The sequence below is a fragment of the Streptomyces sp. NPDC041784 genome, assembly GCF_055591025.1.
This window is the reverse complement of sequence record NZ_JBVJAB010000004.1, coordinates 132612-158472: the sequence shown is the minus strand read 5'-3', so window position 1 is coordinate 158472 and position 25861 is coordinate 132612. Positions and strand designations below refer to the sequence as shown.

Annotated in this window: 24 protein-coding genes and 1 pseudogene; 10 read left to right on the top strand and 15 right to left on the bottom strand. The window is 71.0% G+C overall.

From position 1 onward, the window contains the following. Positions 1 to 7 precede the first annotated feature (7 nt). A complete protein-coding gene (locus tag ACZ6D7_RS10140; RefSeq protein WP_469486505.1) occupies positions 8 to 766 on the bottom strand; it encodes a VOC family protein in 759 nt (252 codons plus the stop codon). 113 nt (positions 767 to 879) lie between these two features. Between ACZ6D7_RS10140 and ACZ6D7_RS10135 the strand changes: the two genes are divergently transcribed. Then, complete coding sequence (locus tag ACZ6D7_RS10135) at positions 880 to 1002, top strand: hypothetical protein (protein WP_469487969.1); 123 nt, start codon at positions 880 to 882, stop codon at positions 1000 to 1002. A 104-nt stretch (positions 1003 to 1106) separates the two neighbouring features. On the opposite strand, the gene sodN is transcribed toward ACZ6D7_RS10135, so the two are convergent. Next, positions 1107 to 1499, bottom strand: a complete 393-nt coding sequence (gene sodN / locus ACZ6D7_RS10130; RefSeq protein ID WP_469486502.1) for a superoxide dismutase, Ni — start codon at positions 1497 to 1499, stop codon at positions 1107 to 1109. A 146-nt stretch (positions 1500 to 1645) separates the two neighbouring features. Between sodN and sodX the strand changes: the two genes are divergently transcribed. Further along, positions 1646 to 2089, top strand: a complete 444-nt coding sequence (gene sodX / locus ACZ6D7_RS10125; RefSeq protein WP_469486499.1) for a nickel-type superoxide dismutase maturation protease — start codon at positions 1646 to 1648, stop codon at positions 2087 to 2089. Here sodX and ACZ6D7_RS10120 read toward each other — a convergent pair. After that, on the bottom strand, positions 1984 to 2622 hold the full coding sequence (locus ACZ6D7_RS10120) for a CGNR zinc finger domain-containing protein (protein ID WP_469486496.1): 639 nt from the start codon (positions 2620 to 2622) through the stop codon (positions 1984 to 1986). The two genes, sodX and ACZ6D7_RS10120, sit on opposite strands and share 106 nt — an antisense overlap. A 100-nt stretch (positions 2623 to 2722) precedes the next feature. On the opposite strand from ACZ6D7_RS10120, the gene ACZ6D7_RS10115 reads away from it, so the two are divergent. Then, a complete protein-coding gene (locus ACZ6D7_RS10115; RefSeq protein WP_469486492.1) occupies positions 2723 to 3481 on the top strand; it encodes a class I SAM-dependent methyltransferase in 759 nt (252 codons plus the stop codon). A gap of 71 nt (positions 3482 to 3552) precedes the next feature. Here the strand turns inward: ACZ6D7_RS10115 and ACZ6D7_RS10110 are convergent, their stop codons facing one another. From ACZ6D7_RS10110 to ACZ6D7_RS10100, 3 genes are read right to left on the bottom strand one after another with little or no spacing between them, the layout of a single operon-like run. After that, positions 3553 to 4314, bottom strand: a complete 762-nt coding sequence (locus tag ACZ6D7_RS10110; protein ID WP_469486489.1) for an amino acid ABC transporter ATP-binding protein — start codon at positions 4312 to 4314, stop codon at positions 3553 to 3555. Next, positions 4311 to 5279: an amino acid ABC transporter permease gene (locus ACZ6D7_RS10105; RefSeq protein ID WP_469486486.1), complete on the bottom strand. Its 969-nt coding sequence runs from the start codon at positions 5277 to 5279 to the stop codon at positions 4311 to 4313. Before ACZ6D7_RS10105 ends, ACZ6D7_RS10110 begins: the two co-directional genes overlap by 4 nt. A 29-nt stretch (positions 5280 to 5308) precedes the next feature. Then, entirely contained in the window at positions 5309 to 6274 is a 966-nt protein-coding gene (locus ACZ6D7_RS10100; protein ID WP_469486483.1) for an ABC transporter substrate-binding protein, read from the bottom strand. Between the two features lie 656 nt (positions 6275 to 6930). Here ACZ6D7_RS10100 and ACZ6D7_RS10095 point away from each other — a divergent pair. From ACZ6D7_RS10095 to ACZ6D7_RS10080, 4 genes are all read left to right on the top strand, one after another. Then, a complete protein-coding gene (locus tag ACZ6D7_RS10095) occupies positions 6931 to 8160 on the top strand; it encodes an NAD(P)-dependent malic enzyme (RefSeq protein WP_469486479.1) in 1230 nt (409 codons plus the stop codon). A gap of 281 nt (positions 8161 to 8441) precedes the next feature. Continuing rightward, on the top strand, positions 8442 to 9407 hold the full coding sequence (locus ACZ6D7_RS10090) for a zinc-binding dehydrogenase (RefSeq protein WP_469486475.1): 966 nt from the start codon (positions 8442 to 8444) through the stop codon (positions 9405 to 9407). Between the two features lie 121 nt (positions 9408 to 9528). After that, on the top strand, positions 9529 to 9738 hold the full coding sequence (locus tag ACZ6D7_RS10085) for a helix-turn-helix domain-containing protein (RefSeq protein WP_018571396.1): 210 nt from the start codon (positions 9529 to 9531) through the stop codon (positions 9736 to 9738). Further along, positions 9738 to 10322, top strand: a complete 585-nt coding sequence (locus ACZ6D7_RS10080; RefSeq protein ID WP_469486472.1) for a Clp protease N-terminal domain-containing protein — start codon at positions 9738 to 9740, stop codon at positions 10320 to 10322. The genes ACZ6D7_RS10085 and ACZ6D7_RS10080 overlap by 1 nt, the downstream gene beginning before the upstream one ends. An 86-nt stretch (positions 10323 to 10408) precedes the next feature. On the opposite strand, the gene ACZ6D7_RS10075 is transcribed toward ACZ6D7_RS10080, so the two are convergent. Both ACZ6D7_RS10075 and ACZ6D7_RS10070 read right to left on the bottom strand, forming a co-directional pair. Continuing rightward, positions 10409 to 11482 carry a PadR family transcriptional regulator gene (locus ACZ6D7_RS10075; protein WP_469486469.1) on the bottom strand — a complete coding sequence of 358 codons (1074 nt, stop codon included), beginning with the start codon at positions 11480 to 11482 and terminating at the stop codon, positions 10409 to 10411. 1 nt (position 11483) lies between these two features. Continuing rightward, entirely contained in the window at positions 11484 to 12392 is a 909-nt protein-coding gene (locus ACZ6D7_RS10070) for a DUF4097 family beta strand repeat-containing protein (RefSeq protein WP_469486465.1), read from the bottom strand. A gap of 143 nt (positions 12393 to 12535) precedes the next feature. On the opposite strand from ACZ6D7_RS10070, the gene ACZ6D7_RS10065 reads away from it, so the two are divergent. Beyond that, a complete protein-coding gene (locus ACZ6D7_RS10065; protein ID WP_469486462.1) occupies positions 12536 to 13369 on the top strand; it encodes a hypothetical protein in 834 nt (277 codons plus the stop codon). Positions 13370 to 13496: 127 nt separating this feature from the next. On the opposite strand, the gene ACZ6D7_RS10060 is transcribed toward ACZ6D7_RS10065, so the two are convergent. From ACZ6D7_RS10060 to ACZ6D7_RS10040, 5 genes are all read right to left on the bottom strand, one after another. Further along, positions 13497 to 13676, bottom strand: coding sequence for a DUF6104 family protein (locus ACZ6D7_RS10060; RefSeq protein WP_003992906.1), 180 nt, complete (start codon positions 13674 to 13676; stop codon positions 13497 to 13499). 88 nt (positions 13677 to 13764) lie between these two features. Then, on the bottom strand, positions 13765 to 17568 hold the full coding sequence (locus ACZ6D7_RS10055) for a multifunctional oxoglutarate decarboxylase/oxoglutarate dehydrogenase thiamine pyrophosphate-binding subunit/dihydrolipoyllysine-residue succinyltransferase subunit (protein WP_469486459.1): 3804 nt from the start codon (positions 17566 to 17568) through the stop codon (positions 13765 to 13767). A 302-nt stretch (positions 17569 to 17870) separates the two neighbouring features. Further along, on the bottom strand, positions 17871 to 18971 hold the full coding sequence (locus ACZ6D7_RS10050) for a HAMP domain-containing sensor histidine kinase (RefSeq protein WP_469486456.1): 1101 nt from the start codon (positions 18969 to 18971) through the stop codon (positions 17871 to 17873). Then, positions 18968 to 19708 (bottom strand): response regulator transcription factor, encoded by a 741-nt coding sequence (locus tag ACZ6D7_RS10045; protein WP_469486453.1) that lies wholly within the window; start codon positions 19706 to 19708, stop codon positions 18968 to 18970. The genes ACZ6D7_RS10050 and ACZ6D7_RS10045 overlap by 4 nt, the downstream gene beginning before the upstream one ends. A 122-nt stretch (positions 19709 to 19830) precedes the next feature. After that, complete coding sequence (locus ACZ6D7_RS10040) at positions 19831 to 20508, bottom strand: spermidine synthase family protein (protein ID WP_469486445.1); 678 nt, start codon at positions 20506 to 20508, stop codon at positions 19831 to 19833. A 227-nt stretch (positions 20509 to 20735) separates the two neighbouring features. Between ACZ6D7_RS10040 and ACZ6D7_RS10035 the strand changes: the two genes are divergently transcribed. Further along, positions 20736 to 21521 (top strand): rhomboid-like protein, encoded by a 786-nt coding sequence (locus tag ACZ6D7_RS10035; protein ID WP_469486442.1) that lies wholly within the window; start codon positions 20736 to 20738, stop codon positions 21519 to 21521. Positions 21522 to 21565: 44 nt separating this feature from the next. Here the strand turns inward: ACZ6D7_RS10035 and ACZ6D7_RS10030 are convergent, their stop codons facing one another. Then, a complete protein-coding gene (locus ACZ6D7_RS10030) occupies positions 21566 to 21811 on the bottom strand; it encodes a hypothetical protein (protein ID WP_469487966.1) in 246 nt (81 codons plus the stop codon). A gap of 269 nt (positions 21812 to 22080) precedes the next feature. Continuing rightward, positions 22081 to 22951: pseudogene (locus tag ACZ6D7_RS10025) on the bottom strand (DUF5954 family protein); the annotation flags it as partial. A gap of 265 nt (positions 22952 to 23216) precedes the next feature. Here ACZ6D7_RS10025 and lon point away from each other — a divergent pair. Then, positions 23217 to 25640 carry an endopeptidase La gene (gene lon, locus ACZ6D7_RS10020; RefSeq protein ID WP_469486438.1) on the top strand — a complete coding sequence of 808 codons (2424 nt, stop codon included), beginning with the start codon at positions 23217 to 23219 and terminating at the stop codon, positions 25638 to 25640. Positions 25641 to 25861 lie beyond the last annotated feature (221 nt).

The window sequence follows — 25861 nt, the reverse complement described above, 5'->3', positions numbered from 1 at the left end:
GGCTGGTTCACGCCCCCGCGCGCGGCAGTCCGCCCGTCTCCGCGTCCCGGCCGGTCAGGCAGTACAAGCCGCCCGCCGGGTCGCGCATCACCGTCCAGTGGGGGTGCTCGGCGACGAGGACCGCGCCGAGCCGCTCGTGGCGTCCGCGTACGGCGTCGAGGTCCGGTCCGCTCGCCAGGTCGAGGTGGGCGCGGGCGGGTTCCGCACCGCCGAGCCGCTGGAGCAGGATGCGGACCGGCAGCCCGGCCGGGGGCTCGACCACATGGAACTCCGACCGGGAGCCGGCCCGGGACGTCCAGTCGGGCAACAGGGCCCCGAAGAAGGCGACTTCCGCGTCGTAGGCGGACGGCGGGACGTCGAGGCAGACCTGGTCCAGCCGGCTGCCGGCGACCACGGGCGGGCGGACCGACTCGCCGTGCCACGGCACCGCGCAGAACAGCTGCCCGCCGGGGGAGCGCAGCACGGACCAGCCGTCGTGCGTGGCCGCGCTCCGCGCGCCCAGCGCCAGCGCCGCCGCGACGAACCCGGGCACGTCCTCGACGGCGAAGTCGAGATGCGCGCCGCCCGCGCCGTCGGCGACGCCCTGCACCTTCACACAGGCGTCGGCGCCCTCCGCCAGCAGGGTGACGAACTCCCCCAGGTCGCCCCGCGGCGCGGACAGCCGGGTGTCCGTGACGGCCGTCCAGAAGGCGCACGCCCGCGCGAAGTGCTCTGCGGGCCGGTCGACGAAGGCGTACGTCCAGCGGACGCGGGTGCGGTAGTCCATGCGGTGATCGTAGGGACCAGCCCCCTCGGACGGCACGTCCCCTGAAGCGCCAGAGCTGGATCAAGGGAACCGGGCGCCGGCTCGTTGTCGTCGGGCGGTCACCCCGTACGGCAGTGCAAGCTCAGCCGGAGGTCGTCGGCAGCCCGGATCCGAGGATCGTGGGCGCGGCGGCCGGACTGCTGGAGGCCGGGGAGGACGACCTCCTCCAGGACACCCCTCAAGGCCTGTCCGGCTGACCGACGCGAAGGGCCCGGCCGGCGTCGTGCGTCGGCCGGGCCCCTGCCCGAAAGCCCCCGGGACGGCGGTGGTGCACCGACCGCCGGTGGGGGAGGCCCGGATGTCAGGCCTTGGTCTCCCAGAAGATGCGGTCGATCTCGGCGATCAGCTCCAGGGCCTTCTCACCGGTCTTCGGGTCGGTCGACGCCTTGGCGGCCGAGAGGGCCTTCAGGGTGTCGTTGACCAGCACGTGCAGCTGGGGGTACTTCTCGAAGTGCGGGGGCTTGAAGTAGTCGCTCCACAGCACGGAGACGTGGTGCTTCGCGAGCTCGGCACGCTGTTCCTTGATGACGGTGGCGCGCGCCTGGAAGTGCGGGTCGTCGTTGGCGGCCATCTTCTCCTGCACGGCCTTCACCGACTCCGCCTCGATGCGGGCCTGGGCCGGGTCGTACACGCCGCAGGGCAGGTCGCAGTGCGCGCTGACCTTGACCTTGGGGGCAAACAGGCGGGAAAGCATGGAGCGTTCCTTCCTCGTGATCGTCTTCTCAGGTGGGACATTACTCCCTGCAAGACGGGTTTTCGCGAGTGCCCCCATGGGCTTAGGACAAAAGTCCGGGGTCAGACTGAGACTGGCGGAGGAACGGACCAGGGGAGGTGCCGGCGATGCCGGAGCTGTCGCGGGAGACCGAGCGCGCACGGGTGGCCGCGCTCTTCGGACTGGCCGAGGTGACCGGTCCGTCCATGGTGCCCACGCTGTACCACGGGGACCAACTGGTGGTGCAGTACGGGGCCAGGGTCCGGCCCGGAGACGTCGTCGTGCTGCGCCACCCGTTCCAGCAGGACCTGCTCGTCGTCAAACGGGCCGCACAGCGCCGTGAGGGCGGCTGGTGGGTGCTCGGGGACAACGCGTACGCGGGCGGCGACAGCACCGACTACGGGACCGTGCCAGACGAGCTGATCCTCGGCCGGGTGCGGCTGCGCTACCGGCCGCGCAAGCCGGATCAGCGCTCGCCGCTGGCGCTGGTGCGCTGGGCGCTCTCGGCCGCCAGGCCGGTGCTGTCCGCCCGGTCGGTCCGGTCGGCCTCCAGGCGTTTGCGGGCGCGGTAGGCGGCGACGTTGGCGCGGGTCGCGCAGCGGTCCGAGCAGTAGCGCCGGGAGCGGTTGGTCGAGGTGTCCAGGTAGGCGTTGCGGCACGGCGCCGCCTCGCACAGGCCGAGCCGGTCGACGCCGTACTCCGTCAGATGGAAGGCCAGGCCCATGGCGGCGATCGCGGCGTAGCCCGCGGTCGCGTTCGAGGGGTGGTCGGCCAGGTGCATGTGCCACAGCGGGCGGCCGTCGTCGTCCCGGAAGTCGTGGCCGGAGATCTGCGGGCTGACCGGGAACTCCAGCAGCAGGGAGTTCAGCAGGTCCACCGCGAGCGTCTCGTCGCCGCTGTCGGCCGCCTCGAAGACCGCGCGCAGCCGGCCCCGGACCGAACGGAACCGCGTGACGTCCGCCTCGGTGGCGCGACGGGCCGCCGACTGGTTGCCGCCGAACAGGTCGCGGACGGCCTCGACCGAGGTCAGCGAGTCCTTGCCCCGGGCCGGTTCCTCGCTGTTGACGAGACGGACGGCGTAATCCGAGTAATAGGCCAGTTCCACTTGTAGTCCTTACGGAGGGGCTCTAGGGTCGTGGGTGCGGTCGGGTAACAGCTGATCGTGCTTCCAGGGTATTACGCAGGCGACGGAGGAGGGGGCTCTCATGACCACGAGCACGGGAACCGACTGGCAGGCCTGGCAGGAGAGCTGGGACCGTCAGCAGGAGTGGTACATGCCCGACCGGGAGGACCGCTTCCGGATCATGCTGGACATGGTCGAGACGCTCGTCGGCACGGCGCCGCGCGTCCTCGACCTCGCCTGCGGCACCGGCACCATCACCGCCCGGCTGCTCGCCCGCCTCCCCGGGGCCACCAGCGTCGGCGTCGACCTCGACCCCGCCCTCCTGGCCATCGCCGAGGGCACCTTCGCGGGCGACGACCGCGTCACCCTGGTCACCGCCGACCTCAAGGACCCGGACTGGCCCGCCCGGCTGCCGCACGACTCGTACGACGCCGTACTGACCGCCACGGCCCTGCACTGGCTGCACAGCGAACCCCTCGCGGCCCTCTACGGTCGGATCGCGGAACTCGTCCGCGACGGCGGTGTCTTCATGAACGCGGACCACATGATCGACGACTCGACGCCCCGGATCAACGCGGCGGAGCGGGCGCAGCGCCACGCGCGCATGGATCAGGCCAAGCGCGGCGGCGCCCTCGACTGGGCCGAGTGGTGGCAGCTCGCCGCCCAGGACCCGGTCCTGGCCGCCCCCACCGCCCGCCGCTTCGAGATCTACGGCGAGCACGCGGACGGCGACACGCCCTCCGCGGCCTGGCACACGCGCGTGCTGCGGGAGCGGGGCTTCTCGGAGGCCCGCCCGGTGTGGGCGTCGCCCTCGGACACACTGCTCCTCGCGCTCAAGTAGCCCCCGCCGGCCCCCGCGCACGGGAAGGGGCGGTACGGATCTCTCCGTACCGCCCCTTCTCCGTCGTACCGCTAGAGCACCTTGGACAGGAACGCCTGCGTCCGCTCGTGCTGCGGGTTGGTCAGGACATCACGCGGGTTGCCCGACTCGACGACCACACCGCCGTCCATGAAGACCAGGCTGTCGCCGACCTCGCGGGCGAAGCCCATCTCGTGGGTGACGACGACCATCGTCATGCCCGACTCGGCCAGATCGCGCATGACGTCGAGGACGTCACCGACCAGCTCCGGGTCGAGGGCCGAGGTCGGCTCGTCGAACAGCATCAGCTTCGGGTCCATGGCCAGCGCGCGGGCGATCGCGACGCGCTGCTGCTGGCCGCCGGAGAGCTGCGCGGGGTAGTTGCCGGCCTTGTCGGCCAGGCCGACCCGGTCCAGCAGCTCCAGCGCCCGCTGCTTGGCCTGCGCCCTGCTGACGCCCTTGACCTGCATGGGGGCCTCGACGATGTTCTCCGCCGCCGTCATGTGCGGGAACAGGTTGAACCTCTGGAACACCATGCCGATGTCCCGGCGCTGGAGCGCGACCTCGCTGTCCTTCAGCTCATACAGCTTGTCGCCCTTCTGGCGGTAGCCCACCAGGTGCCCGTCGACGTACAGACGGCCGGCGTTGATCTTCTCCAGGTGGTTGATGCACCTGAGGAACGTGCTCTTGCCGGAGCCGGACGGGCCGATGAGGCAGAACACCTCGCCGTTCTTGACCTCCAGGTCGATGCCCTTGAGGACCTCGACCGCGCCGAAGGACTTGTGGACGCCTTCCGCCTTCACCATCGCGGTCACTGGGTGCCCCTTTCGCGGCCGAGCGAGAGCAGGTTCGCCTTGACCTTGTGGAAGACCGTGGGCGGCAGGCTGCGGCTGCTGCCGCGTGCGTAGTGACGCTCCAGGTAGTACTGGAAGACGCTGAAGACGCTGGTCATGATCAGGTACCAGATGGAGGCGACGAAGAGCAGCTCCATCACGGCGAACGACGAGGAGCCGATCACCGAGGTCGAGCGCAGCAGTTCGTTGTACGTCACCACGTACACCAGCGACGAGGTCTTCAGCATGTTGATGAACTCGTTGCCGGTCGGCGGCACGATCACTCGCATCGCCTGCGGGATGACGATCCGGCGCAGCGTCTTGGAGTGGCTCATGCCCAGCGCGTGGGACGCCTCGGTCTGCCCCTCGTCCACGGCCAGCAGGCCGGCACGGCAGATTTCGGCCATGTACGCGGCCTCGTTCAGGCCGAGTCCGAGCAGGGCGCACATGAACGGCGTCATGACGTCCGTCATCTCGTCCTTGTAGATCGGCCCCAGGTTCAGCATGGGGAAGATCAGTGCAAGGTTGAACCACATCAGCAGCTGGACGTAGACCGGGGTGCCGCGGAAGAACCAGATGTACAGCCAGGCGACCGTGCTGGTCACCGGGTTCTTCGAGAGCCGCATCACGGCCAGCAGGACGCCCAGGACCACGCCGAGCACCATGGCCAGGATGCTGATCAGCAGGGTGCGTCCGGCGCCCTTGATGACGGTCGAGTCGAAGACCTTGTCGCCGACCGTCGACCACTGGATGTCGCCGGTGGCGAACGCGTTGACCAGCAGCGCGAGGAGCGCGACGACGACGACGCCGCTGACCCAGCGGCCCCAGTGGCGCACCGGGATCGCCTTGATGGCCTCCGGCGGGCCGGAGAACTCCGAGTCCTTCGAGACCGGCGGGGTGTCCTCGGGTGGCGCGCCCGCGGAGGACTTGTCGAGCTTGTCAGTCATGGGGACTGCCCTTCAGAAGTGCGGGTGGATCACTTGCCGCTGTTGATCGCGGCTTCCTTGATCGCACCGCTCTCGGCGCCCCACTTCTCCAGGACCTTCTGGTACGAGCCGTCCTTGATGATCGCGTCGACGGCTTCCTTCAGCGCATCGCGCAGCTGGGTGTTCTTCTTGTCGACGACGATGCCGAACGGAGCTGCCTCGTACTGCTTGTCGAGGACCTCGAAGGTGTTGCCGCCGCCGGCCTTGCGGGCCAGGTCCACGGCGACCGGGTAGTCGTTGACGCCGGCCACGGCACCGCCGGACTTCACGCGGGTCTGGGCCTCGGTGTCGTTCTCGAAGGACTCGATCTTGATGGCCTTCTTGCCGTCGTCCGCGCACTTCGTGGACTGCGTCTTGAGGGCCTCCTCGTACGTCGTGCCGCGCTGCACCGCCACGGTCCGGCCACAGAGGTCGTCCAGGGACGTGATGCCCTCGGGGTTGCCCTTCTTGACGTAGATGGCCGTGCCGGCGGTGAAGTAGTCGACGAAGTCGACACCCTCGCCGAGCTTCTTGCCGCTGTCGTCCAGGCCTTCCTGGCGCTGCTTGTTGTCCGTGATCGACGACATCGCGATGTCGTAACGGCCGGTGTTGACCGAGGTGATCAGGGTGTCGAAGCCGCCCGAGGTGAACTTGAAGTCGACGCCGAGCTGCTTGCCGAGGGCGGCCGCGATGTCGGGGTCGACACCGACGATCTTGCCGTTGTCGACGGACTCCATGGGGGCGTACTCGGCGTTGGTGCCGACCTGGATGACACCGCTCTTCTGGATGTCCGCGGGCAGCTTGGAGAAGAGCGGAGCGGTGCTGGCGTTGCCCGTCGCGTCGGAGGTGCTGTCGCTGCCGCCTTCGGTCTGGTCGCCGCAGGCGGAGAGCAGCAGGGCGCCCGCGACCGCGAGTGATCCGACCGCTGCCAGGCGGGTGCGCACGGCGGTCGTGTGTCGGGTGGAGCGTGCGGTCATGGTGGGTTCCTCCGGCGGATGGATGGAGATGCCGATGGGTCGACAAATGCCGATGGGTCGACGAGAACACACACCTTCGGGTGTCGCGACCTCGTGTGATTACGGCATCTTGCCATTCGGACTGCGCCATTCAGGGGCGCAGCTATGTCAAAATCGGATAACGGGCGACCCCCGAACCGCATCAGTCCGGTACATCACGGCCGGACGGAGCCGGATCATCTGCGGGAATCCCCCGTTCCGGCCGAAAGATCTTCGGTTCACCTTGCGATGTGATCGCCTCTGACGCGCCCTGTTCGTTGACTTGAGTCCGTGTCAAGAGTTCGTGTCAAGAGCTTGTCCACTCCTTGTCCACTTCTTCGCGCATGAGTCATGTCACTGGGATATGACTGCGGAGCGGGCACGGCGTGGCCGCGCGGGGTGCACTGTGGGAGTCCTGCAAGGGATGCCATGTGACCTTGCACGAATGGACTCGTCGGCTGTGGTCTCCGTCCGGTAAGAAGGTTCTTTACACCCCTCATCCGGGGCTCAGGGCGCGTGTGCGGCGCGCCCGACGCGCAGGCGCTCGCACGCATCACCTCTGGGCTCTGCGCGGTGCCCGCCCACTCCTCACCAGGAGTGGCCACCCTCAACCATGAACACCTAAGGGGTAAGACACAGTGGCAGCGGAGATCGTCAATCCTCGCAGCGATAGCGCGGACCATGCGGGCCAGGAGGGCGGTGCGGAGCCCCTCGACTCGTTCGATCCGGCCTTCGCGCTGCACCGGGGCGGAAAGATGGCCGTGCAGGCCACCGTCCCGATCCGTGACAAGGACGACCTGTCCCTCGCATACACCCCCGGCGTCGCACGCGTGTGCACCGCGATCGCGGAACAGCCGGACCTGGTGAACGACTACACCTGGAAGTCCTCGGTCGTCGCCGTCGTCACCGACGGTACGGCCGTGCTGGGACTCGGGGACATCGGCCCGGAGGCCTCCCTTCCCGTGATGGAGGGCAAGGCCATCCTCTTCAAGCAGTTCGGCGGTGTGGACGCGGTCCCGATCGCGCTCGCCTGCACGGACGTGGACGAGATCGTCGAGACGGTGGTGCGCCTCGCACCCTCGTTCGGCGGAGTGAACCTGGAGGACATCTCGGCACCGCGGTGCTTCGAGATCGAGCGCCGGCTCCAGGAGGCGCTCGACATCCCGGTCTTCCACGACGACCAGCACGGCACGGCGGTCGTGACGCTGGCGGCGCTGCGGAACGCGGCGCGGCTGAGCGGGCGCGCGATCGGCGATCTGCGGGCCGTCATCTCGGGCGCCGGCGCGGCCGGGGTCGCCATCGCGAAGATGCTGGTCGAGGCCGGTATCGGGGACGTGGCGCTCACCGACCGCAAGGGCATCGTCTCGGCGGACCGCGAGGACCTCACCGACGTCAAGCGCGAGGTCGCCGGGTTCACCAACAAGGCCGGGCTGACCGGCTCCCTCGAGGACGCGCTGGCCGGCGCGGACGTCTTCATCGGCGTCTCCGGCGGTACGGTCCCGGAGGCGGCGGTGGCCTCCATGGCCGAGGGCGCGTTCGTCTTCGCCATGGCCAACCCGAACCCCGAGGTGCACCCGGACGTCGCCCACAAGTACGCGGCGGTCGTCGCCACCGGGCGGTCGGATTTCCCGAACCAGATCAACAACGTGCTGGCGTTCCCGGGGATCTTCGCGGGCGCGCTCCAGGTGCGGGCGTCCCGGATCACCGAGGGCATGAAGATCGCGGCCGCGGAGGCGCTGGCGGGTGTCGTCGGTGACGACCTCTCCGCGGACTACGTGATTCCGTCGCCGTTCGACGAGCGGGTCGCTCCCGCGGTGACCGCGGCCGTTGCGGCGGCCGCGCGTGCCGAGGGCGTCGCTCGCCGCTGACGTACCTCGAATGGCCCCGTCCGTTCGGGCGGGGCCATTTCTTTGCCCTCGTGCTCGCCCGTTCGTGTGAGGGGGTGCCATCGGCGCCTGAGGGGGAGGGCGTCACCGGCACCATCACCGGCACCACGGCCCTGGCACCGCCGGCCCGGCACCCCGCCCCGGCGCCACCGCCCCGGCGGCGTCGACGGTGGCGCGGGACGCGGGACGCCGTTGCGCAAGAGGGCATGTCTCACAGCGGCCCCCGGTTTCCCCCACCCCTCCGGCCCCCTATCGTCAGGGACATGTTCGCCGTCTACGCCGCCCGAATCGACCGCGACCAGCCGCTTTCCGGACTGGAGTTGGGGGAGCGACCGGCCCCCGAGACCCGTTCCGGCTGGAGTACCGTCCAGGTCCGGGCCGCCTCCCTCAACCATCACGACCTGTGGTCCCTGCGCGGCGTCGGCCTCGCCGAGGACAAGCTGCCGATGATCCTCGGCTGCGACGCCGCCGGCGTCGACGAGGACGGCAACGAGGTCGTCCTGCACTCCGTCATCGGCCAGAGCGGCCATGGCGTCGGTCCCGGGGAGCCCCGGTCCATCCTCACCGAGCGCTACCAGGGCACCTTCGCCGAGCAGGTCGCCGTGCCGACCTGGAACCTCCTGCCCAAGCCCAAGGAGCTGTCCTTCGCGGAGGCCGCCTGTCTGCCCACCGCCTGGCTGACGGCGTACCGGATGCTCTTCACCAACGCGGGGGTGCGCCCCGGTGACTCCGTGCTCGTCCAGGGCGCCGGGGGCGGTGTCGCCACCGCCGCCATCGTGCTGGGGAAGGCGGCCGGGCTGCGGGTCTTCGCGACCAGCCGGGACGAGGCCAGGCGGAAGCGGGCGCTGGAGCTGGGCGCCGTCGAGGCGGTGGAGCCGGGGGCGCGGCTGCCCCAGCGGGTGGACGCCGTCATCGAGACCGTCGGCGCCGCCACCTGGTCCCACTCGGTGAAGTCGCTGCGGCCCGGCGGCACGCTGGTGATCTCCGGTGCGACGAGCGGCGACCGGCCCTCGCACGCCGAGCTGACCCGGATCTTCTTCCTGGAGCTGAAGGTCGTCGGCTCCACCATGGGGACCAAGGACGAGCTGGAGGACCTGCTCTCCTTCTGTGCCGCCACCGGTGTCCGCCCCGTCATCGACGAGGTGCTGCCGCTGGACCGCGCCCGCGAGGGCTTCGAACGCCTCGCGTCCGGCGACCAGTTCGGCAAGATCGTGCTCACGCACTCCTGACGGGCGGGCGCCACCCTCCTTCGGCCTTCGAGGCGGGCCCGGAGATCCGGGCCCGCCTTTTGCGCGCCTCTGGCGTCAACTTTGGTTGACATCCCGACTGTCGTCAACGTAAGTTGACAGCATGACCGAAGCAACGGATCTCGCCGAGCGCGCCGGCGACCGCGATCCACGGGTCGGACTGCGTGCCGTGGCCGCACTGCGCCGGCTGCTGGAGCAGCTGGAGGCGGTACAGGTGCGCAGCGCCCGCAACCAGGGCTGGTCGTGGCAGGAGATCGCCGCGGAACTCGGAGTCAGCAGGCAGGCCGTGCACAAGAAGTACGGGAGGCAGTGATGTTCGAACGGTTCACCAAGGACGCCCGGGACGTGGTGCGCGGCGCCGTCGAGCACTGTGCGGGGGCGGGGATCCGGACCGTCGGCGCCGAGCACCTGCTGCTCGCGCTGCTGGACCGGGAGGCGAGCCGCGCGTCCTTCGCGCTGGCCGCCCTCGGGCTCGCCGAGCGCAAGGACTCGGTGCGCACGGCACTGGACGAGGCCCGTCGGCGTGCGGGCCTGACCCGAGCCGACACCGAGGCTCTCGCCGGGCTGGGCATCGATGTCTCGGAGATCGTCTCCCGTGTCGAGGAGGCGCACGGGGTCGGCGCGATGTCGGGCGACGGGAGTGACGGGAAGGGCGGGAAGGGCGGGGGCCGGTGGAGCGGGCGCCCGGCGTTCGGCCGGGAGGCCAAGCGCATCCTGGAACAGTCCCTGCGCATGGCCCTGGCCCGCCGCGAGCGGCACATCGGCGACGAGCACATCCTGCTGGCGATGACCGTCGGCCCCGGGCCGGCCGCCGAGGTCCTGGCCGACCACGGGGTCACCCATGCGTCCCTGACGCGGGTGCTGGGTGACGGGGGAGAGGCCGCCCGGGCCGGCTGACGGCTGACCAGGCCTCGCCTCGGCCTTTCCGCAACCTCGGTCTCCCGGCCCGCTCGGCTTCCCCGTAGCCTCGCCGCCCCTCGGCCTCAGCCCTTCGGTGCCCGCAGTATCGCCCCGATGTGTGCGGCCGCCGTCGACAAGTGGCGACGGGCGTCGCGGAGTTGGTCCGGGGTGACGCCGTGGTCGCGGGCCGCGTCGCGGATGTCGTCGCGGAAGCGGTCCAGGAGGCGGTCGAGGTCGCGGGCCGGGTCGCCGCTGGAGTCCTCGTGGGCCCAGGCCGGTTCGTAGTCGGCGGGGAAGTCCTCCGGGGTGTGGGAGTAATCCGGGGTCCGCTCGGGTCCCGGACGGGCCGTCCCCGTCGGCTCCTTGCCGCCGGTGGTGCGGCCGAAGCCGAAGTCGCGGCCGAGGTCCTTGCCGAACTCCTTGCCGAAGTCCTTTCCGAACTCGCCGAACTCCTTGGCCAGTTCGGTCAGGCCCTCGCGGACGCCCGTCGGCCAGTCGCCCCGCGCGAAGTGGTCCTGGACCTGCTCCTGGACGCGGCGCGCTATGCGCTGGACCTCCTCCTGGGCCTGGGCGCGGGCGTGGTCCTGGGCCTCCTTGGCCTGGCGGCGGGCCCGCTGGGCCTCGTCACGGGCGCGGCGGCTCTCGTCCTTGGCCCGGCGGGCCTGTTCCTTCCACTCCAGCTTGACGCGGCGCATCTCCTCCTTGGCGGCCCGCCACGCCTCCTTGTCGCCGAACTCCGGCTCCCAGGCGGGGCCCGCCTCGGCGCCCTGCCGGGCCTCGGAGGCCGCCGCGCGCATCTCCCGGCGCAGATCGCCCGCAGCGCCGCGCACATCGGCCCGGATCTCCGCGGCCAGCTCGGCGACCGACTCGCGGATCTCCAGCTCCAGGTCGGCCAGTTCACCGCTGCGGTCGGCCAGCTCGGCGCGGCCCGCGTCGGTGATCGCGTACACCTTGCGGCCGCCCTCGGTGGTGTGGGTGACCAGGCCTTCGGCTTCCAGCTTGGCCAGCCGCGGGTACACCGTGCCCGCCGACGGCGCGTACAGGCCCTGGAAGCGCTCTTCGAGGAGGCGGATCACCTCGTAGCCGTGGCGCGGGGCTTCGTCCAGCAGCTTCAGCAGGTAGAGGCGGAGGCGGCCGTGGGCGAAGACGGGAGGCATGTCAGAACACCTTCTTGTCGGTCGTGCTGTCGGCCGGGGTGTCGGGGGAGTTGTCGTCCCGGCCGGAAGGGGCATTGTCTCCCGTGTCGAAGGCCGGTCCGTCCTCCGTGGCCGGGCGCCGCAGCAGGGCGATCGAGCCGGAGATCGTCGTGGCCTTCAGCCGGCCGTTGCCCGCGCCTAGGCGGCCGGTGATCCGCTTGGCGCCCCACCGGCCGCTGACCCGGAGGTCCTCGAAGGCGTTGGAGACCGAGCCGCTGGCGGTGTTCGCCTCCACGCGCGCGTCCGCCGGGTGGGGGAGGCGGATGGCGATCTCGCCGGAGATGCTGGTCAGCGAGATGTCCGTGGGCCCGCTCGTGGGGTCCAGGTCGACGATCATCGAGCCGCTCACCGAGTCGGCCTTGACGGAGGAGCCGGCCTCCACGACCGTCAGATCCCCGGAGACGGAGTTGAAGCGCAGGTCGCCGGTGAGCGCCTGGGCGTCCAGGCTCCCCGACACCGTGTCCGCACGGACCGGGCCCGCGAGGCCCACCAGGGTGGTGTCCCCGGAGACGCCCTTGACCTCCGTACGCCCGTCGATCCCGGAGACTGTGGCGCCGGCGCTCACCACGCCCACCTCCACGCGGGTGCCCGCCGGTACGGTCAGGGAGACCACGGCGCTGCGCAGCCAGCCCTTGCGGTCCAGCCATTTGAGGAAGCCCTTCCAGGGCAGGTCCTCGTAGGCCACGGTCAGGATGCCGTCCCGCTGGGTCACCACCAGGGGTGGTCCCTCGATCCGGGACACCTCCAGGCGGGCGGGGCCCTCTTCGGTGCCCACCACGTTCACCGTGCCGTTCACGATGCGCACGTGCAGGTCGCTCACGGGCTCGTCGAAGGAGAGCTTCCTGGGCTCGGCGACGGACCACTCGGACATGGTGCAGACCTCCTCGATGCGGCAGCAACGCGCCATATCGCGTCTCTCGCTATTCACGATATATCGCGGACTGGGGAAGTCAAGGCACTCGTTCGGGTGATCACCGGCACTCCGAGGAGCGTGAATCGTCCTAGCGTGTGGACATGCCGACGGAAGACACCGCCTCCGGTGCCCTGCTGCTCTGCCGGGCCGACCCCGACGCCGTCGCCCCCGCGGCCCACCTCCTGCGCACCCGCATGCTGCTCACGGGCGCCGGCGACGACTGGAGCGTCCTGGTGCCCGAGGTCACGCCGTGGCTGCAGGGCGACGACCCCGTCGACCGCGTCCTCAGCGGCTGGGCCACCGCCCTGGCCGTCGGCGCGCCCTGGCCCGTCCTGGCGCTGTGGTGGGACGCCGGCCGGGCCGGCATCGCCCTCGCGTCCGGCTTCCGCCGCCCCGTCGGCTACGCCTGGCTCGCCGACGGCACCCCGGCCGGCGAGGACGAGGCCATGCACACGTTCGCCGCCCGGCTCGGCCTCGACCCCGTCCTCGACCTCCAGGACCTGGAGCCGCTGACCCGCCCGGACACCGCCGCCGACGCCCACACGCGCGTGCGTGCACTGCTCGCCGTCCTCACCCGCGCGGGTCTCGCCCTCCCCGCCGGAATCGAGCCCGGCGCCCCCGCCGACCACCTCCAAGAGGCCGCCCGCGCGCGGGCCGACGTCCGGCGGATCGACTGGCCGGGCTGGCGTGAGACCGTCCGCACGGAACTCGACGCCGTCGAGAGCGCTGTCGAGAACAGCCCCCTGGGCCCCTGGCTCCCCTGGGCCGGCACCCCCCGCGCGCACGCCCTCGCCCTGGCCCAGGTGGCCGCCGCCCTCCCCGTCACCGCCTGGGGCCTACGGCGGCGCAGCACCGGCTGGATCGCGGCGGGCGTGCTGCTCCTGGCCCACGGCCTCCTGGGGCTGGCGTACGACCTGGGACGCCCGCGCGACTGACGGCACCGCGGCAGCGCTGCCGCCACCACCCCCCCCGGTACACACGAAAGACCCCCGTACACACGAAAGACCCCCGTACACACGAAAGAGGCGCCCCTGGGGGCGCCCCTCGGTCAGGCGGCGGGACCTACTCGTCGTCCTCGTCGTCCAGCCGGGCCAGCCAGGTCGCCAGGCGCTCCACCGGCACCTCGAAGTCCGGGTTGAGGTCGACGAACGTCCGCAGCTGCTCGGCGAGCCACTCGAAGGTGACCTCCTCCTCGCCGCGCCGCTTCTCCAGCTCTTCGATGCCACGGTCCGTGAAGTACATGGGTCAAGGATAAATGCGCGGAAACGGCCGGGCCGCACCCCCGGAACAGGGGGTGCGGCCCGGCCGCGTACGGCGTGCGCGAGAGCGGTTACGCCTCGAACACCTCACGCACCAGCTGCTCCTGCTCGGCCTGGTGGCGCTTGGCGGAGCCGACGGCCGGGGACGAGCCGTGCGGGCGCGAGATGCGCCGCAGACGCTCGCCGTGCGGGATATCGGCGCCGACCGCCAGGTCCAGGTGGTCGATCAGGTTCAGGGCGATGAACGGCCAGGCACCCTGGTTGGCCGGCTCCTCCTGGACCCACAGGTACTTCTCGGCGTTCGGGTACTTGTTGACCTCGGCCTGGACCTCGGCGCCCGGCAGCGGGTACAGCCGCTCGAGGCGGATGATCGCCGTGTCCGTGATGCCGCGCTTCTGCCGCTCGGCCTCAAGGTCGTAGTAGACCTTGCCCGCGCAGAAGACGACCTTCTTGACGGCGCTCGGCTCGACCGAGTTGTCGCCGATGACCGGGCGGAACCCGCCGCTCGTGAACTCCTCCGCCTTCGACGCGGCGGCCTTCAGGCGCAGCATCGACTTCGGGGTGAAGACGACCAGCGGCTTGTGGTGCGGGTTGTGCACCTGCCACCGCAGGAGGTGGAAGTAGTTCGACGGGAGCGTCGGCATCGCGACCGTCATGTTGTTCTGCGCGCAGAGCTGCAGGAAGCGCTCGACGCGGGCCGAGGAGTGGTCCGGGCCCTGCCCCTCGTAGCCGTGGGGCAGGAGGAGCGTGACACCGCTCAGCTGACCCCACTTCTGCTCGGCCGCGGAGATGTACTCGTCGACCACCGTCTGCGCGCCGTTGACGAAGTCGCCGAACTGCGCCTCCCACATCACGAGCGCGTCGGGGCGGGCCAGCGAGTAGCCGTACTCGAAGCCCATGACCGCGTACTCGGACAGCAGGGAGTTGTAGACGTTGTAGCGCGCCTGGTCCTCGGCGAGGTACTGGAGCGGGGTGTGCTCCTCACCCGTCTCACGGTCGATGAGGACCGCGTGGCGCTGGCCGAAGGTGCCGCGCTGGGAGTCCTGGCCGGACAGGCGGACGGGGGTGCCCTCCAGGAGGAGGGAGCCGACCGCGAGGGTCTCGCCCATGCCCCAGTCGATCGTGCCGTCCTCGACCATCGCCGCCCGGCGCTGCAGCTGCGGCAGCAGACGCGGGTGTACGTGGAAGTAGTCGGGGATGTTGACCTGGGACTCGGCGATCCGCTTCACGGTCTCCGTGGAGATCGCGGTGTTCACGGCGACCGGGAAGTCCGCCTGCGGGTCCGACATCGGTCCCGCGCTCGGCTGGGCCGTGACGGCCTCGCGGACCTCCGTGAAGACCTTCTCCAGCTGGCCCTGGTAGTCCTGGAGCGCCTGCTCGGCCTCTTCCAGGGTGATGTCGCCCCGCCCGATCAGGGACTCGGTGTACAGCTTGCGCACCGAGCGCTTCTTGTCGATCAGGTCGTACATCAGCGGCTGGGTGAAGGCCGGGTTGTCCGACTCGTTGTGACCGCGGCGGCGGTAGCAGATGAGGTCGATCACCACGTCCTTGTTGAACGCCTGGCGGAACTCGAAGGCAAGGCGTGCGACGCGCACGACGGCCTCGGGGTCGTCGCCGTTCACGTGGAAGATCGGGGCCTCGATCATGCGGGCCACGTCCGTGGCGTACATCGAGGAGCGCGAGGACTCCGGGGCGGCGGTGAAGCCGACCTGGTTGTTGATGACGATGTGGACCGTGCCGCCCGTGCGGTAGCCGCGCAGCTGCGACATGTTCAGGGTCTCGGCCACCACGCCCTGGCCCGCGAAGGCCGCGTCGCCGTGCAGGGCCACCGGCAGGACGGTGAAGTCCGTGCCGCCCTTGTTGATGATGTCCTGCTTGGCGCGGGCGATGCCCTCGATGACCGGGTCGACCGTCTCCAGGTGGGACGGGTTCGCGGCCAGCGAGACCTTGATCTGCTCGCCGTCCAGGCCGGTGAAGGTGCCCTCGGCGCCCAGGTGGTACTTCACGTCGCCGGAGCCGTGCATCGACTTCGGGTCGAGGTTGCCCTCGAACTCGCGGAAGATCTGCGCGTACGACTTGCCGACGATGTTGGCGAGGACGTTGAGGCGGCCGCGGTGGGCCATGCCGATGACGACCTCGTCCAGGCGCGACTCCGCGGCGCTGTCGATGACCGCGTCGAGGAGCGGGATGACGGACTCGCCGCCCTCCAGGGAGAAGCGCTTCTGGCCGACGTACTTCGTCTGCAGGAAGGTCTCGAAGGCCTCCGCCGCGTTCAGCCGGCGCAGGATGCGCAGCTGCTCCTCGCGCTCCGGCTTGGTGTGCGGGCGCTCGATGCGGTCCTGGATCCACTTGCGCTGCTTGGGGTCCTGGATGTGCATGAACTCGATGCCGGTGGTGCGGCAGTACGAGTCGCGCAGCACGCCGAGGATGTCGCGCAGCTTCATCAGGGACTTGCCGGCGAAGCCGCCGACGGCGAACTCGCGCTCCAGGTCCCACAGGGTGAGGCCGTGCTCGGTGATGTCCAGGTCGGGGTGCTTGCGCTGGCGGTACTCCAGCGGGTCGGTGTCGGCCATGACGTGGCCGCGGACCCGGTAGGAGTGGATCAGCTCGAAGACCCGGGCGGCCTTGGTGACGTCGTCGTCGTGGCTGGCGTCGATGTCCTTGAGCCAGCGGACCGGCTCGTACGGGATCCGCAGGGCCTCGAAGATCTCGTCGTAGAAGCCGCTCTCGCCGAGCAGGTAGTTCGCGACGATGCGCAGGAACTCGCCCGAGGCCGCGCCCTGGATGACCCGGTGGTCGTAGGTCGACGTGAGCGTCATGACCTTCGCGATGCCGAGCTTGTTCAGGGTGTCCTGGGAGGTGCCCTGGAACTCCGCCGGGTAGTCCATGGAGCCGACGCCCATGATGACCGACTGGCCGGGCATCAGACGCGGGACCGAGTGGACGGTGCCGAGGCCGCCGGGGTTGGTCAGGGAGACCGTGACACCGGTGAAGTCGTCCATCGTCAGCTTGCCGTCGCGGGCGCGGCGGACGATGTCCTCGTAGGCCTGCCAGAACTCGAAGAAGTTCAGCGTCTCGGCCTTCTTGATGCCGGCCACGACGAGCTGGCGGTCGCCGTTGGGCTTCACCAGGTCGATGGCCAGGCCGAAGTTGACGTGCGGCGGCTTGACGAGGGTGGGCTTCCCGTCCTTCTCCGCGTAGTGCCAGTTCATCGACGGCATGGCCTTGATGGCCTGCACCATCGCGAAGCCGATCAGGTGCGTGAAGGAGATCTTCCCGCCCCGGGCGCGCTTGAGGTGGTTGTTGATGACGATGCGGTTGTCGAACAGCAGCTTCACCGGGACCGCGCGCACGGACGTGGCCGTGGGCAGCTCCAGGGACGCGTTCATGTTCTTGGCGACCGCGGCGGCCGGGCCACGCAGCGTGATCAGCTCCGGGCCCTCCGGCGACGCCGCGGCAGCGGCGGCGGGCGCGGGCTTCGCGGCGGCCGGCTTGGGAGCCGCGGCGGGCTTCGCCGGAGCCGGAGCGGCGGCGGCCGGGGCGGCCGGGGCCGGGGCGGCGGCCACGGGCTTCGCAGGGGCGGCGGCCGGGGCCGGCGCGGGAGCCGGGGCGGCGGGAGCCGGGGGCGTGGTGGTGGTCCCTGCGGCCCCCGCGGCCGCAGTACCCGCCGGAGCCGGTGCGGAGCCCGCACCCGGCTTGTAGTCGGCGAAGAAGTCCCACCAGGCACGGTCTACCGAATTCGGGTCCTGGAGGTACTGCTGATAGATCTCGTCGACGAGCCACTCGTTCGGGCCGAACGCGGCAGCGGGATTCTTGCCCGCTTGGTCTGCGTCGGTCGAGATGCTCGATGCGTTACTGGGGGACTGTGGCGACACGGCGGCAACCGCCCTCTTCCGCTTCACAAGGTGATGGACAGCGGGAATAAAGGCTACGCCTCCAAGAGCGTGAAGGTCAGGCCGAGCCGGTCCATCGTCGCGTAAGTCACATCGGAAAGTGCGTTTCGGGGGTGGAAATGGCGGGAAACAAGCGCGGTTACTCTGCGACAAGGGTGCGTTGATGCAGGTCGCGCACGCTGAGCGTGCGGACCCGTGCCGACCTGCGCCGGTCCACTGCCTGATCACACGTGTCCGTCAGCGCGGACACCGGTGGATCTTGTGGCTCCGGTTCGAACTTTACGTCAACTTGGTACGGAAGGCTCTCCCGGAAGGGTGACAAGAATCCGGCAGCCCCGCTCGGATTCGGCCACTCCGATCCGGCCTCCGTGCAGATCGACCGCCCAGCGGGCGATCGCCAGCCCCAGTCCCGTGCCCCCGTCGCTGCCCGGACCGTGCGGCCGGCGGACGGCACCCCGGTTGAAGCGCTCGAAGACGCGGTGCCACTCCGAGCGCGGAATGCCGGGCCCCTCGTCCAGGACCTCCAGCTCCAGTGACTCCGCCAGCGGGCCGCGCCGCGCCTTGACCGTCACCCGGCCGTGCGGCGGGCTGTGCTTGACCGCGTTGTCGATCAGGTTGGCGACGACCTGGTGGATGCGCTCCGGGTCGGCGTGCGCGGTCAGCTCCGGCGGCGAGACGTCCAGGTGCAGATGGACGTCCGTACGCGTGTGATTGCCGCCCGAGCCCATCGTCGCCCGCGCAGAGGCGACCATGTTGGCCTCCTTCAGCACGCCCGACAGGTACGGCCACACCTCGAAACGCCGTCTGCGCAGCGGTACGACGCCGTTGTCCAGGCGGGACAGGTCCAGCAGGGTCTCCACCAGCCGCCCGAGCCGCTCGGTCTGCTTCAGCGCCGTGCGCATCGTCTCGGGGTCCGCCTCGGCGATGCCGTCGACCACGTTCTCCAGGACCGCGCGCAGTCCGGCGATCGGGGTGCGCAGCTCGTGCGAGACGTTCGCCACCAGCTCCTTGCGCTGCCGGTCCTGCGCCTCGAGTTCGTCCGCCATGACGTTGATCGTCTGGGCCAGGTCGCCCAGTTCGTCGCGGCGGTTCTCGCGCACCCGGCGGGTGTAGTCGCCCTGCGAGATGGAGCGGGCGACCGCGTTCATCTCGTCCAGCGGCGAGGTGAGCGAATGCGCCACGAACTGCGTAATGAGCAGCGTGGCGATCATCGAGAAGACCGTGATGAAGCGCAGTTCCGTCTTCGTGTGCACGGCGATCACGGACAGCCCGGTGGTGATCAGCACCGAGACGACGACCAGCGCGCCCAGCTTGGTCTTGACCGAGAACGGGCGCACCTTGCCCCAGGTTTCCCCGGGGTCTCTCGGACCGTCCGCGCCGCTCATGGCGTCGGGGTCTCCAGCGCGTAGCCCACGCCGTGCACCGTGCGGATCCGCTCGGCCCCGATCTTCCGGCGCAGCGCCTTGATGTGGCTGTCCACCGTGCGGGTGCCGGAGGCGTCCGCCCAGTCCCAGACCTCCGCCAGCAGCTGCTCACGGGAGAGCACCGCGCGCGGGGTGTTGGCCAGGCAGACCAGCAGGTCGAACTCGGTGGGCGTGAGGTGCACGTCCTCCGAGCGCACCCGCACCCGGCGCTGCGCGTGGTCGATCTCCAGCTCACCGAGGCGCAGGATGCCGCTGCGGGGGGTGGTCGCCGCGATCGCGGCCCGCTCCACCCGGCGCAGCAGCACGTGCACGCGTGCCGCCAGTTCGCGCATCGAGAACGGCTTGGTCATGTAGTCGTCGGCGCCCACGCCGAGCCCGACCAGCATGTCGGTCTCGTCGTCGCGCGCGGTGAGCATGAGGACCGGCACCGGGCGGGCGGCCTGCACACGACGGCAGACCTCCAGACCGTCGAAGCCGGGCAGCATGATGTCGAGGATCAGCAGATCGGGCTGCCAGGCCTCCGCGGTGTCGACGGCCGCCGGGCCGTCGCCCGCCGTTTGCACGAGGAATCCCTCGGCGCGCAGGCGGGCCGCGATGGCGTCGACGATCGTCGGGTCGTCCTCGACGACCAGTACGCGGCGCTGAGCGCCGGGAGTCGCCGTCGTCGTGCCGTTGTGCGCGGTGTGTGTCTGCTCCATCGCCCGCCCCTGAGTGTGCTTTCCGGAATCAGTGGGGTGATCCCTTGTCTGCGCATGACTGCGGTTGACGCGTGAATGATCGGCGTCAGGCATGAAACGTACCCGGAGTCACCTCGCCATCGCTATCCAGGTCGGACGGCGAGGTGCACGACGTCCGGCACGCCTCGGGCAACCGGGATCTCTTCGGTACGCACCTGTTGGAACCCGGCATTCCCCAAGGTTCCCTCGAATTCCGGAGAGGGCTGGGCGGACCATACGGCGAGGATGCCGCCGGGTCTCAACACCCGGGCGCAGCCTGCGAGTCCGGCCGCCGAGTAGAGGCTGTCGTTGCCCTCGGTGACGGTCCAGCCGGGTCCGTTGTCGATGTCCAGGCAGACCGCGTCGAACGTGTCGCATGTCTCATTGACGTAGTCCAGCAGGTCCGCTTCCTCGATCTTCGTGCGCGGATCGGCCAGCGCCGGTGCGGAGTAGGCGGACAACGGGCCGTCGAGATGCCAGTCGATGACGGCCCGCTCGCGTTCCACGACCGTGACGCCGCCCCAGCGGGGATCGGCCGCCGCGTGTGCGAGCGAGAATCCGACGCCCAGGCCGCCGATCAGCAGGCGAGGGGCGGGGCGGGCGTCCAGCGCGTCCAGTGCGGCGTCGACGAGCAGCCGTTCCGAGCGGCCGTCGGAGGTGTCCATCAGGAAGCAGCCGTTGGCGATGATCTGGAGCAACTCCCCGTGCCGGCGCAGCACCACCTCGCCGTAAGGGCCCTCGCGACGGTCCAGCACTTCGGGGATGTCGTACGGGGTGGCCATCGGCCCATCGTGGCACTTCCCTGACGGAATGTTGACGGAATTAAGAGAGGGCCGGTCGGGCAGGGGTGAAGGGGCTGTGTGACGTTGACGGGCTCCTGTGCGCTGTAGGTCGTGGAGCTTCCGGAACCCTCGGAGCTTCCTGTGAATCGACGCCCGCGTGGCGTCGGTCACAGACATCAAGCGGGTCGGGCGCGAAGGCTGGGGGCAAACGGAAGGAGCGCCTCACGGTGGAACGCACGAGCCCCGCCCTTCCCGGGCGCACGAGCCCGGCCCTTCCCGGTGTGTCCGGGCTGCTGGACGGCATCCCCCGCCAGCACGCCCAGCGCCCCACCGCATCACCCACCGCGTCACCCGCCGAACCGCCCGCCGGAACGGGCCCCCGTCGCAGGCCCCGCATCCCCGTCCCCTTCACGCTCTCCTACGCCGCGGTCCTCGTCGTCACCTCCTACGTCACCGCCCGCGCCGACCCCGCCCTCGTGCACGCCCTCCACCAGGGCTCCAGCACCGACGTGGCGCACCTGCTGCGCGCACCGGTCCCGGTGCTGGTGGCCAGCGCGCTCTGGGTGGCCGGCGGGATCCTCTCGCCGTTCGCGCTCTGCTTCCTGGTCGTGCTCGGCGCGCTGGAACGGCGCCTCGGTGGCGTCCGTACGGCCGTCGTCTTCCTGCTCGGGCACGTCCTGGCCACCCTCGCGACCGAGGTCCCGGTGGGCCTGGCCGTACTGGTGGGCCATCTCCCCGACAGCTCGCTGCACCGCCTCGACTACGGCATCAGCTTCGGCGTGGCCGCGAGCCTCGGCGCCCTCGCGGGCCTGCTGCGTCCCTGGCTGCGCCTGCCCGTGCTGGCCGCCTTCGGCGCGATGCTCGCGCAGGACCTGCTCGCCTTCACCGACCCGATGACGAACTGGGGGCACCTCATCGCCCTCGGGGTGGGGATCGGGACCTGGCCGTGGGTGCGGCGCTGGGCGGCGGAACGCGGACACACCGTCACCGCCGCCGCGGTTGCCGCTTCCTAGTCGCCGTCAGCGCTCCTGGCCGCGGTCAGCCCTCCTGGCCGCCGTCAGCCGTTTCTGGCCGCCGTCAGTTTCCGTGCCGGCGCGGGGATCCCGAGCCGTGTCTCCCGCCCGGCGTCCGCGCCGTGCAGCAGGTTGGTGAGCTGGTAGGGGTCGGCGCGCAGGTCGTAGTACTCCCGGAAGAGGATCTCGCCGGTGCCCCGCGCCCGCCCGTCGGTGCCGAGGCGGCCGCGGTGGTACTCCGTGTACTGCTCGCTCTTCCCGATGTACGACGCCCAGGTGTGCACCGGCACCTTGTCCTGACGGTTCCACCACCACTCGGCCAGCAGGTGCTCCCGGTCGTTGCGCGGGTCGAGGAGGGAGTGCCCGTCGTGCGGGGTGTCGGGGGTGACGCCGGCCGCCGCCAGGAACGTCGGGGCGATGTCCGACGTGACCGGTGAGCCGGTCGTCCCTGCCGCCGCGCGCCAGTCCGCCGGCCGGCCAGGACATCAGGAACGGCACCTCCAGGCTCGGCCGGTACGGCACCGACGTGCGCAGCCAGCCGTGGTCGCCCCAGCACAGGCCGGAACAGGCGGTCCGCCACGCTCGCCTCGTCGGCCCGGACCGCCGCCCGGAACGCCTCGGCGGCACGCGCGTACCGGGCCCTCTTCTCCTCGTCGAAGCGGTACAGCATCGCCCAGACGCCGGCCATCCCGTCGTGTGGCGAGCGGCGCGCGTCGTGCGGGGTCGGCAGCACGGGCCCGCACGGGGTCCAGCCCTCGTCCGTGCGTTCGACCACCGCGAAGCCGGACGACTTCCGGGTGGGTGACGACGGCCCGCGCGGAGTCCGCGCGCACGCCGGCGGGGAAGCGGTCACCCGTATAGACGAAGTCGCGCAGGCCCAGCCGCAGGGCACCGGCCATCGGCCCCTCGTCCCGGCCGGGGTCCAGCACGAAGTCCAGGTCCGGGGACGGGGTGCCGGCGCGCTCGTTCCACGAGGGGTCCATGGCCTCCGGGTCGGTGGGCCGGGGCGGCTCCAGCCCGTCGTCGCCGGTCCGGGCGAACTCGTCGCCGCGCACCACCCGGTAGCGCACGCCGAGGGCCGTGACCTCGTCGGCCGGCTCCCGGTCCAGCACGGTGACGGCCGCGAGCAGCTCCCGCCGGGCGGCCGGGTCGTCGGTGCCGTCCTTCGCCATGCGCCACAGAAACGAGTTCAGCGAGTCCCTGGCCCGCTGGGGCATGCCGTCCACCACCGGCTTCAGCAGACGCCAGTACGGTGCGGCGGCGGACGGGTCCCGGGCCGCCACCCCGAAGACGGGCCCCCGCAGCGCGAGGTGCGGGTAGCGCCGGGACGCCTCGACGGCGTCCGCCTCCGTCACCCAGGCGACCGGGTCGTCCCGCCGGATCAGCTCCTCGTGCAGGGCGTCCAGTCGTCGCTTCCAGTCATCGGTCATACGCGCATTGTGGTCGTGGAGTGCGGCGACTTGGGGGTGAATGCCGGAAGTGGGCGGGATAGGGAAGGGGTGTGGAGGGGAGGATGGAGGCGAGTGTGGAGCGGGCGGGGAGGAGGGGGTCGGGAGAAGGGGGCGGATCGGGTGGGGGTGGGCGGGTTTCCCGCTCCGTGATCGCCCACAGCGAACGGGCGGCGGTCCCGGGAACATCCGGAGCCGCCCATGCATTGAGTCGGCATAGCTCAACTTGACTGCCGAAGGGGAGATCATGGCTTCGACGTCCACATCGCTCACCCTGCCCGTACTGCCTCTTGATGACGAGGTCGTACTCCCCGGCATGGTGGTTCCGCTGGACCTCAACGACACCGACGTGCGCGCCGCGGTGGAGGCCGCCCAGGCCGCCGCACGGTCCGAGCCCGGGAAGCCCCGGGTGCTGCTGGTGCCGCGGATCGACGGGACGTACGCGAGCACCGGTGTGCTCGGCACTGTCGAGCAGGTCGGCCGGCTGGCCGACGGCGACCCGGGCGCGCTGATCCGCGGCCGGGGGCGCGTGAAGATCGGGGCCGGGACGACCGGCCCGGGCGCGGCACTCTGGGTCGAGGGCACCCGTATCGACCAGACCGTGGCCGAGCCCCTCCCGGGGCAGGTCGCCGACCTGGTCAAGGAGTACAAGGCGCTGGCCACCGCCTGGCTGCGCAAGCGCGGCGCCTGGCAGGTCGTCGACCGCGTCCAGGCCATCGACGACGTCTCCGCGCTCGCCGACAACTCCGGCTACTCGCCGTTCCTGACCACCGAACAGAAGGTGGAGCTGCTGGAGACCGCCGACCCGGTGGCCCGGCTGAAGCTCGCCACCCAGCAACTGCGCGACCATCTCGCCGAGCAGGACGTGGCCGAGACCATCGCGAAGGACGTCCAGGAGGGCGTCGACAAGCAGCAGCGCGAGTTCCTGCTCCGCCGCCAGCTGGAGGCCGTCCGCAAGGAACTGCGCGAGCTGAACGGCGAGAACTCCAAGGACTCGGCCGAGGAGTCCGACGACTACCGCGCCCGCGTGGAGGCCGCCGACCTGCCCGAGAAGGTCCGCGAGGCCGCCCTCAAGGAGGTCGACAAGCTGGAGCGCTCCAGCGACCAGTCCCCCGAGGGCTCCTGGATCCGCACCTGGCTGGACACCGTCCTCGAACTGCCGTGGAACGAACGGACCGAGGACGCCTACGACATCCAGGGCGCCCAGGCGATCCTCGACGCCGAGCACGCGGGCCTGGAGGACGTGAAGGAGCGGATCACCGAGTACCTGGCCGTGCGCAAGCGCCGCGGCGAGCGGGGCCTCGGGGTCGTCGGCGGCCGGCGCGGCGGTGCCGTGCTGGCGCTCGTCGGCCCGCCCGGCGTCGGCAAGACCAGCCTCGGCGAGTCGGTCGCGCACGCCATGGGCCGCAAGTTCGTCCGCGTCGCCCTCGGCGGCGTCCGCGACGAGGCCGAGATCCGCGGCCACCGCCGCACCTACGTCGGTGCGCTGCCCGGCCGGATCGTGCGCGCGATCAAGGAGGCCGGGTCGATGAACCCGGTGGTCCTGCTGGACGAGATCGACAAGGTGGGATCCGACTTCCGGGGCGACCCGGCGGCCGCCCTGCTGGAGGTCCTCGACCCGGCGCAGAACCACACCTTCCGGGACCACTACCTGGAGGTGGAGCTGGACCTGTCGGACGTCGTCTTCCTCGCCACCGCCAACGTCTTGGAGGCGATCCCGGAGGCCCTGCTCGACCGGATGGAGCTGGTCCGCCTCGACGGCTACACCGAGGACGAGAAGGTCGTCATCGCCCGGGACCACCTGCTCCCGCGCCAGCTGGAGCGGGCCGGCCTCGACAAGGACGAGGTGGTCCTCGAGGAGAGCGCCCTGCGCAAGCTGGCCGGCGAGTACACCCGCGAGGCCGGCGTGCGCACCCTGGAGCGGTCCATCGCCCGGCTGCTGCGCAAGGTCGCCGCCCAGCACGAACTGGGCGAGCGGGAGTTGCCGTTCACCATCACGGCCGCCGACCTGCGCGCGCTGATCGGGCGGCCGCACCACGTACCCGAGTCCGCCCAGGACCCGGCCGAGCGCCGTACGGCGGTGCCGGGCGTGGCGACGGGCCTCGCGGTCACCGGCGCCGGCGGTGACGTCCTCTACGTCGAGGCGTCGCTGGCCGACCCGGAGACGGGCGCGGCGGGCCTGACCCTGACCGGTCAGCTCGGTGACGTGATGAAGGAGTCGGCGCAGATCGCCCTGAGCTTCCTGCGCTCGCACGGCGCGGAGCTGGAGCTGCCCGTCGGCGACCTGAAGGACCGGGGAGCGCACATCCACTTCCCGGCGGGCGCGGTCCCCAAGGACGGCCCGAGCGCCGGCATCACGATGACGACGGCCCTCGCCTCCCTGCTGTCGGGCCGGCTGGTCCGCACGGACGTGGCGATGACCGGCGAGGTCTCCCTGACCGGCAGGGTGCTGCCGATCGGCGGCGTCAAGCAGAAGCTGCTCGCCGCACACCGCGCCGGGGTGACGACCGTCATCATCCCCAAGCGCAACGAGCCCGACCTGGACGACGTCCCGGCGGAGGTCCTGCAGAAGCTGGACGTCCACGCCGTCACCGACGTCCGCCAGGTCCTGGAACTGGCGCTCGCGCCCGCCGTGAACGGCGCGTCGCCGGAGGTTCCGGTGGCGGCGTGACGGGCGCTGCCGGAAGAAGGCGGGGCCCGGGCTCTCGTGAGGGAGGCCCGGGCCTCGCCGCACCCCGCCCGTGGCACGGAACATCCGGGCAGCACCAGGAGAGCGACGGGGCAACCCCCGGTCAGCACCGGGAGAGCGGCAGCGGAACCCCCGGGAAAAGCATGGAAAGCTACGCACGTAGAGGACCAGGCAGGTACGGGGAACCGGATCAGGGGTGCTGA

Bases quoted from the DNA above. Each gene is read 5' to 3' on its own strand.
- sodX (WP_469486499.1), top strand. From the start codon at position 1,646: ATGCCGGAGCTGTCGCGGGAGACCGAGCGCGCACGGGTGGCCGCGCTC.
- ACZ6D7_RS10050 (WP_469486456.1), bottom strand. From the start codon at position 18,971: ATGAGCGGCGCGGACGGTCCGAGAGACCCCGGGGAAACCTGGGGCAAG.
- ACZ6D7_RS10085 (WP_018571396.1), top strand. From the start codon at position 9,529: ATGACCGAAGCAACGGATCTCGCCGAGCGCGCCGGCGACCGCGATCCA.
- ACZ6D7_RS10140 (WP_469486505.1), bottom strand. From the start codon at position 766: ATGGACTACCGCACCCGCGTCCGCTGGACGTACGCCTTCGTCGACCGG.
- ACZ6D7_RS10090 (WP_469486475.1), top strand. From the start codon at position 8,442: ATGTTCGCCGTCTACGCCGCCCGAATCGACCGCGACCAGCCGCTTTCC.
- lon (WP_469486438.1), top strand. From the start codon at position 23,217: ATGGCTTCGACGTCCACATCGCTCACCCTGCCCGTACTGCCTCTTGAT.
- ACZ6D7_RS10080 (WP_469486472.1), top strand. From the start codon at position 9,738: ATGTTCGAACGGTTCACCAAGGACGCCCGGGACGTGGTGCGCGGCGCC.
- ACZ6D7_RS10115 (WP_469486492.1), top strand. From the start codon at position 2,723: ATGACCACGAGCACGGGAACCGACTGGCAGGCCTGGCAGGAGAGCTGG.
- ACZ6D7_RS10045 (WP_469486453.1), bottom strand. From the start codon at position 19,708: ATGGAGCAGACACACACCGCGCACAACGGCACGACGACGGCGACTCCC.
- ACZ6D7_RS10100 (WP_469486483.1), bottom strand. From the start codon at position 6,274: ATGACCGCACGCTCCACCCGACACACGACCGCCGTGCGCACCCGCCTG.
- sodN (WP_469486502.1), bottom strand. From the start codon at position 1,499: ATGCTTTCCCGCCTGTTTGCCCCCAAGGTCAAGGTCAGCGCGCACTGC.
- ACZ6D7_RS10060 (WP_003992906.1), bottom strand. From the start codon at position 13,676: ATGTACTTCACGGACCGTGGCATCGAAGAGCTGGAGAAGCGGCGCGGC.
- ACZ6D7_RS10065 (WP_469486462.1), top strand. From the start codon at position 12,536: ATGCCGACGGAAGACACCGCCTCCGGTGCCCTGCTGCTCTGCCGGGCC.
- ACZ6D7_RS10105 (WP_469486486.1), bottom strand. From the start codon at position 5,279: ATGACTGACAAGCTCGACAAGTCCTCCGCGGGCGCGCCACCCGAGGAC.
- ACZ6D7_RS10070 (WP_469486465.1), bottom strand. From the start codon at position 12,392: ATGTCCGAGTGGTCCGTCGCCGAGCCCAGGAAGCTCTCCTTCGACGAG.
- ACZ6D7_RS10075 (WP_469486469.1), bottom strand. From the start codon at position 11,482: ATGCCTCCCGTCTTCGCCCACGGCCGCCTCCGCCTCTACCTGCTGAAG.
- ACZ6D7_RS10040 (WP_469486445.1), bottom strand. From the start codon at position 20,508: ATGGCCACCCCGTACGACATCCCCGAAGTGCTGGACCGTCGCGAGGGC.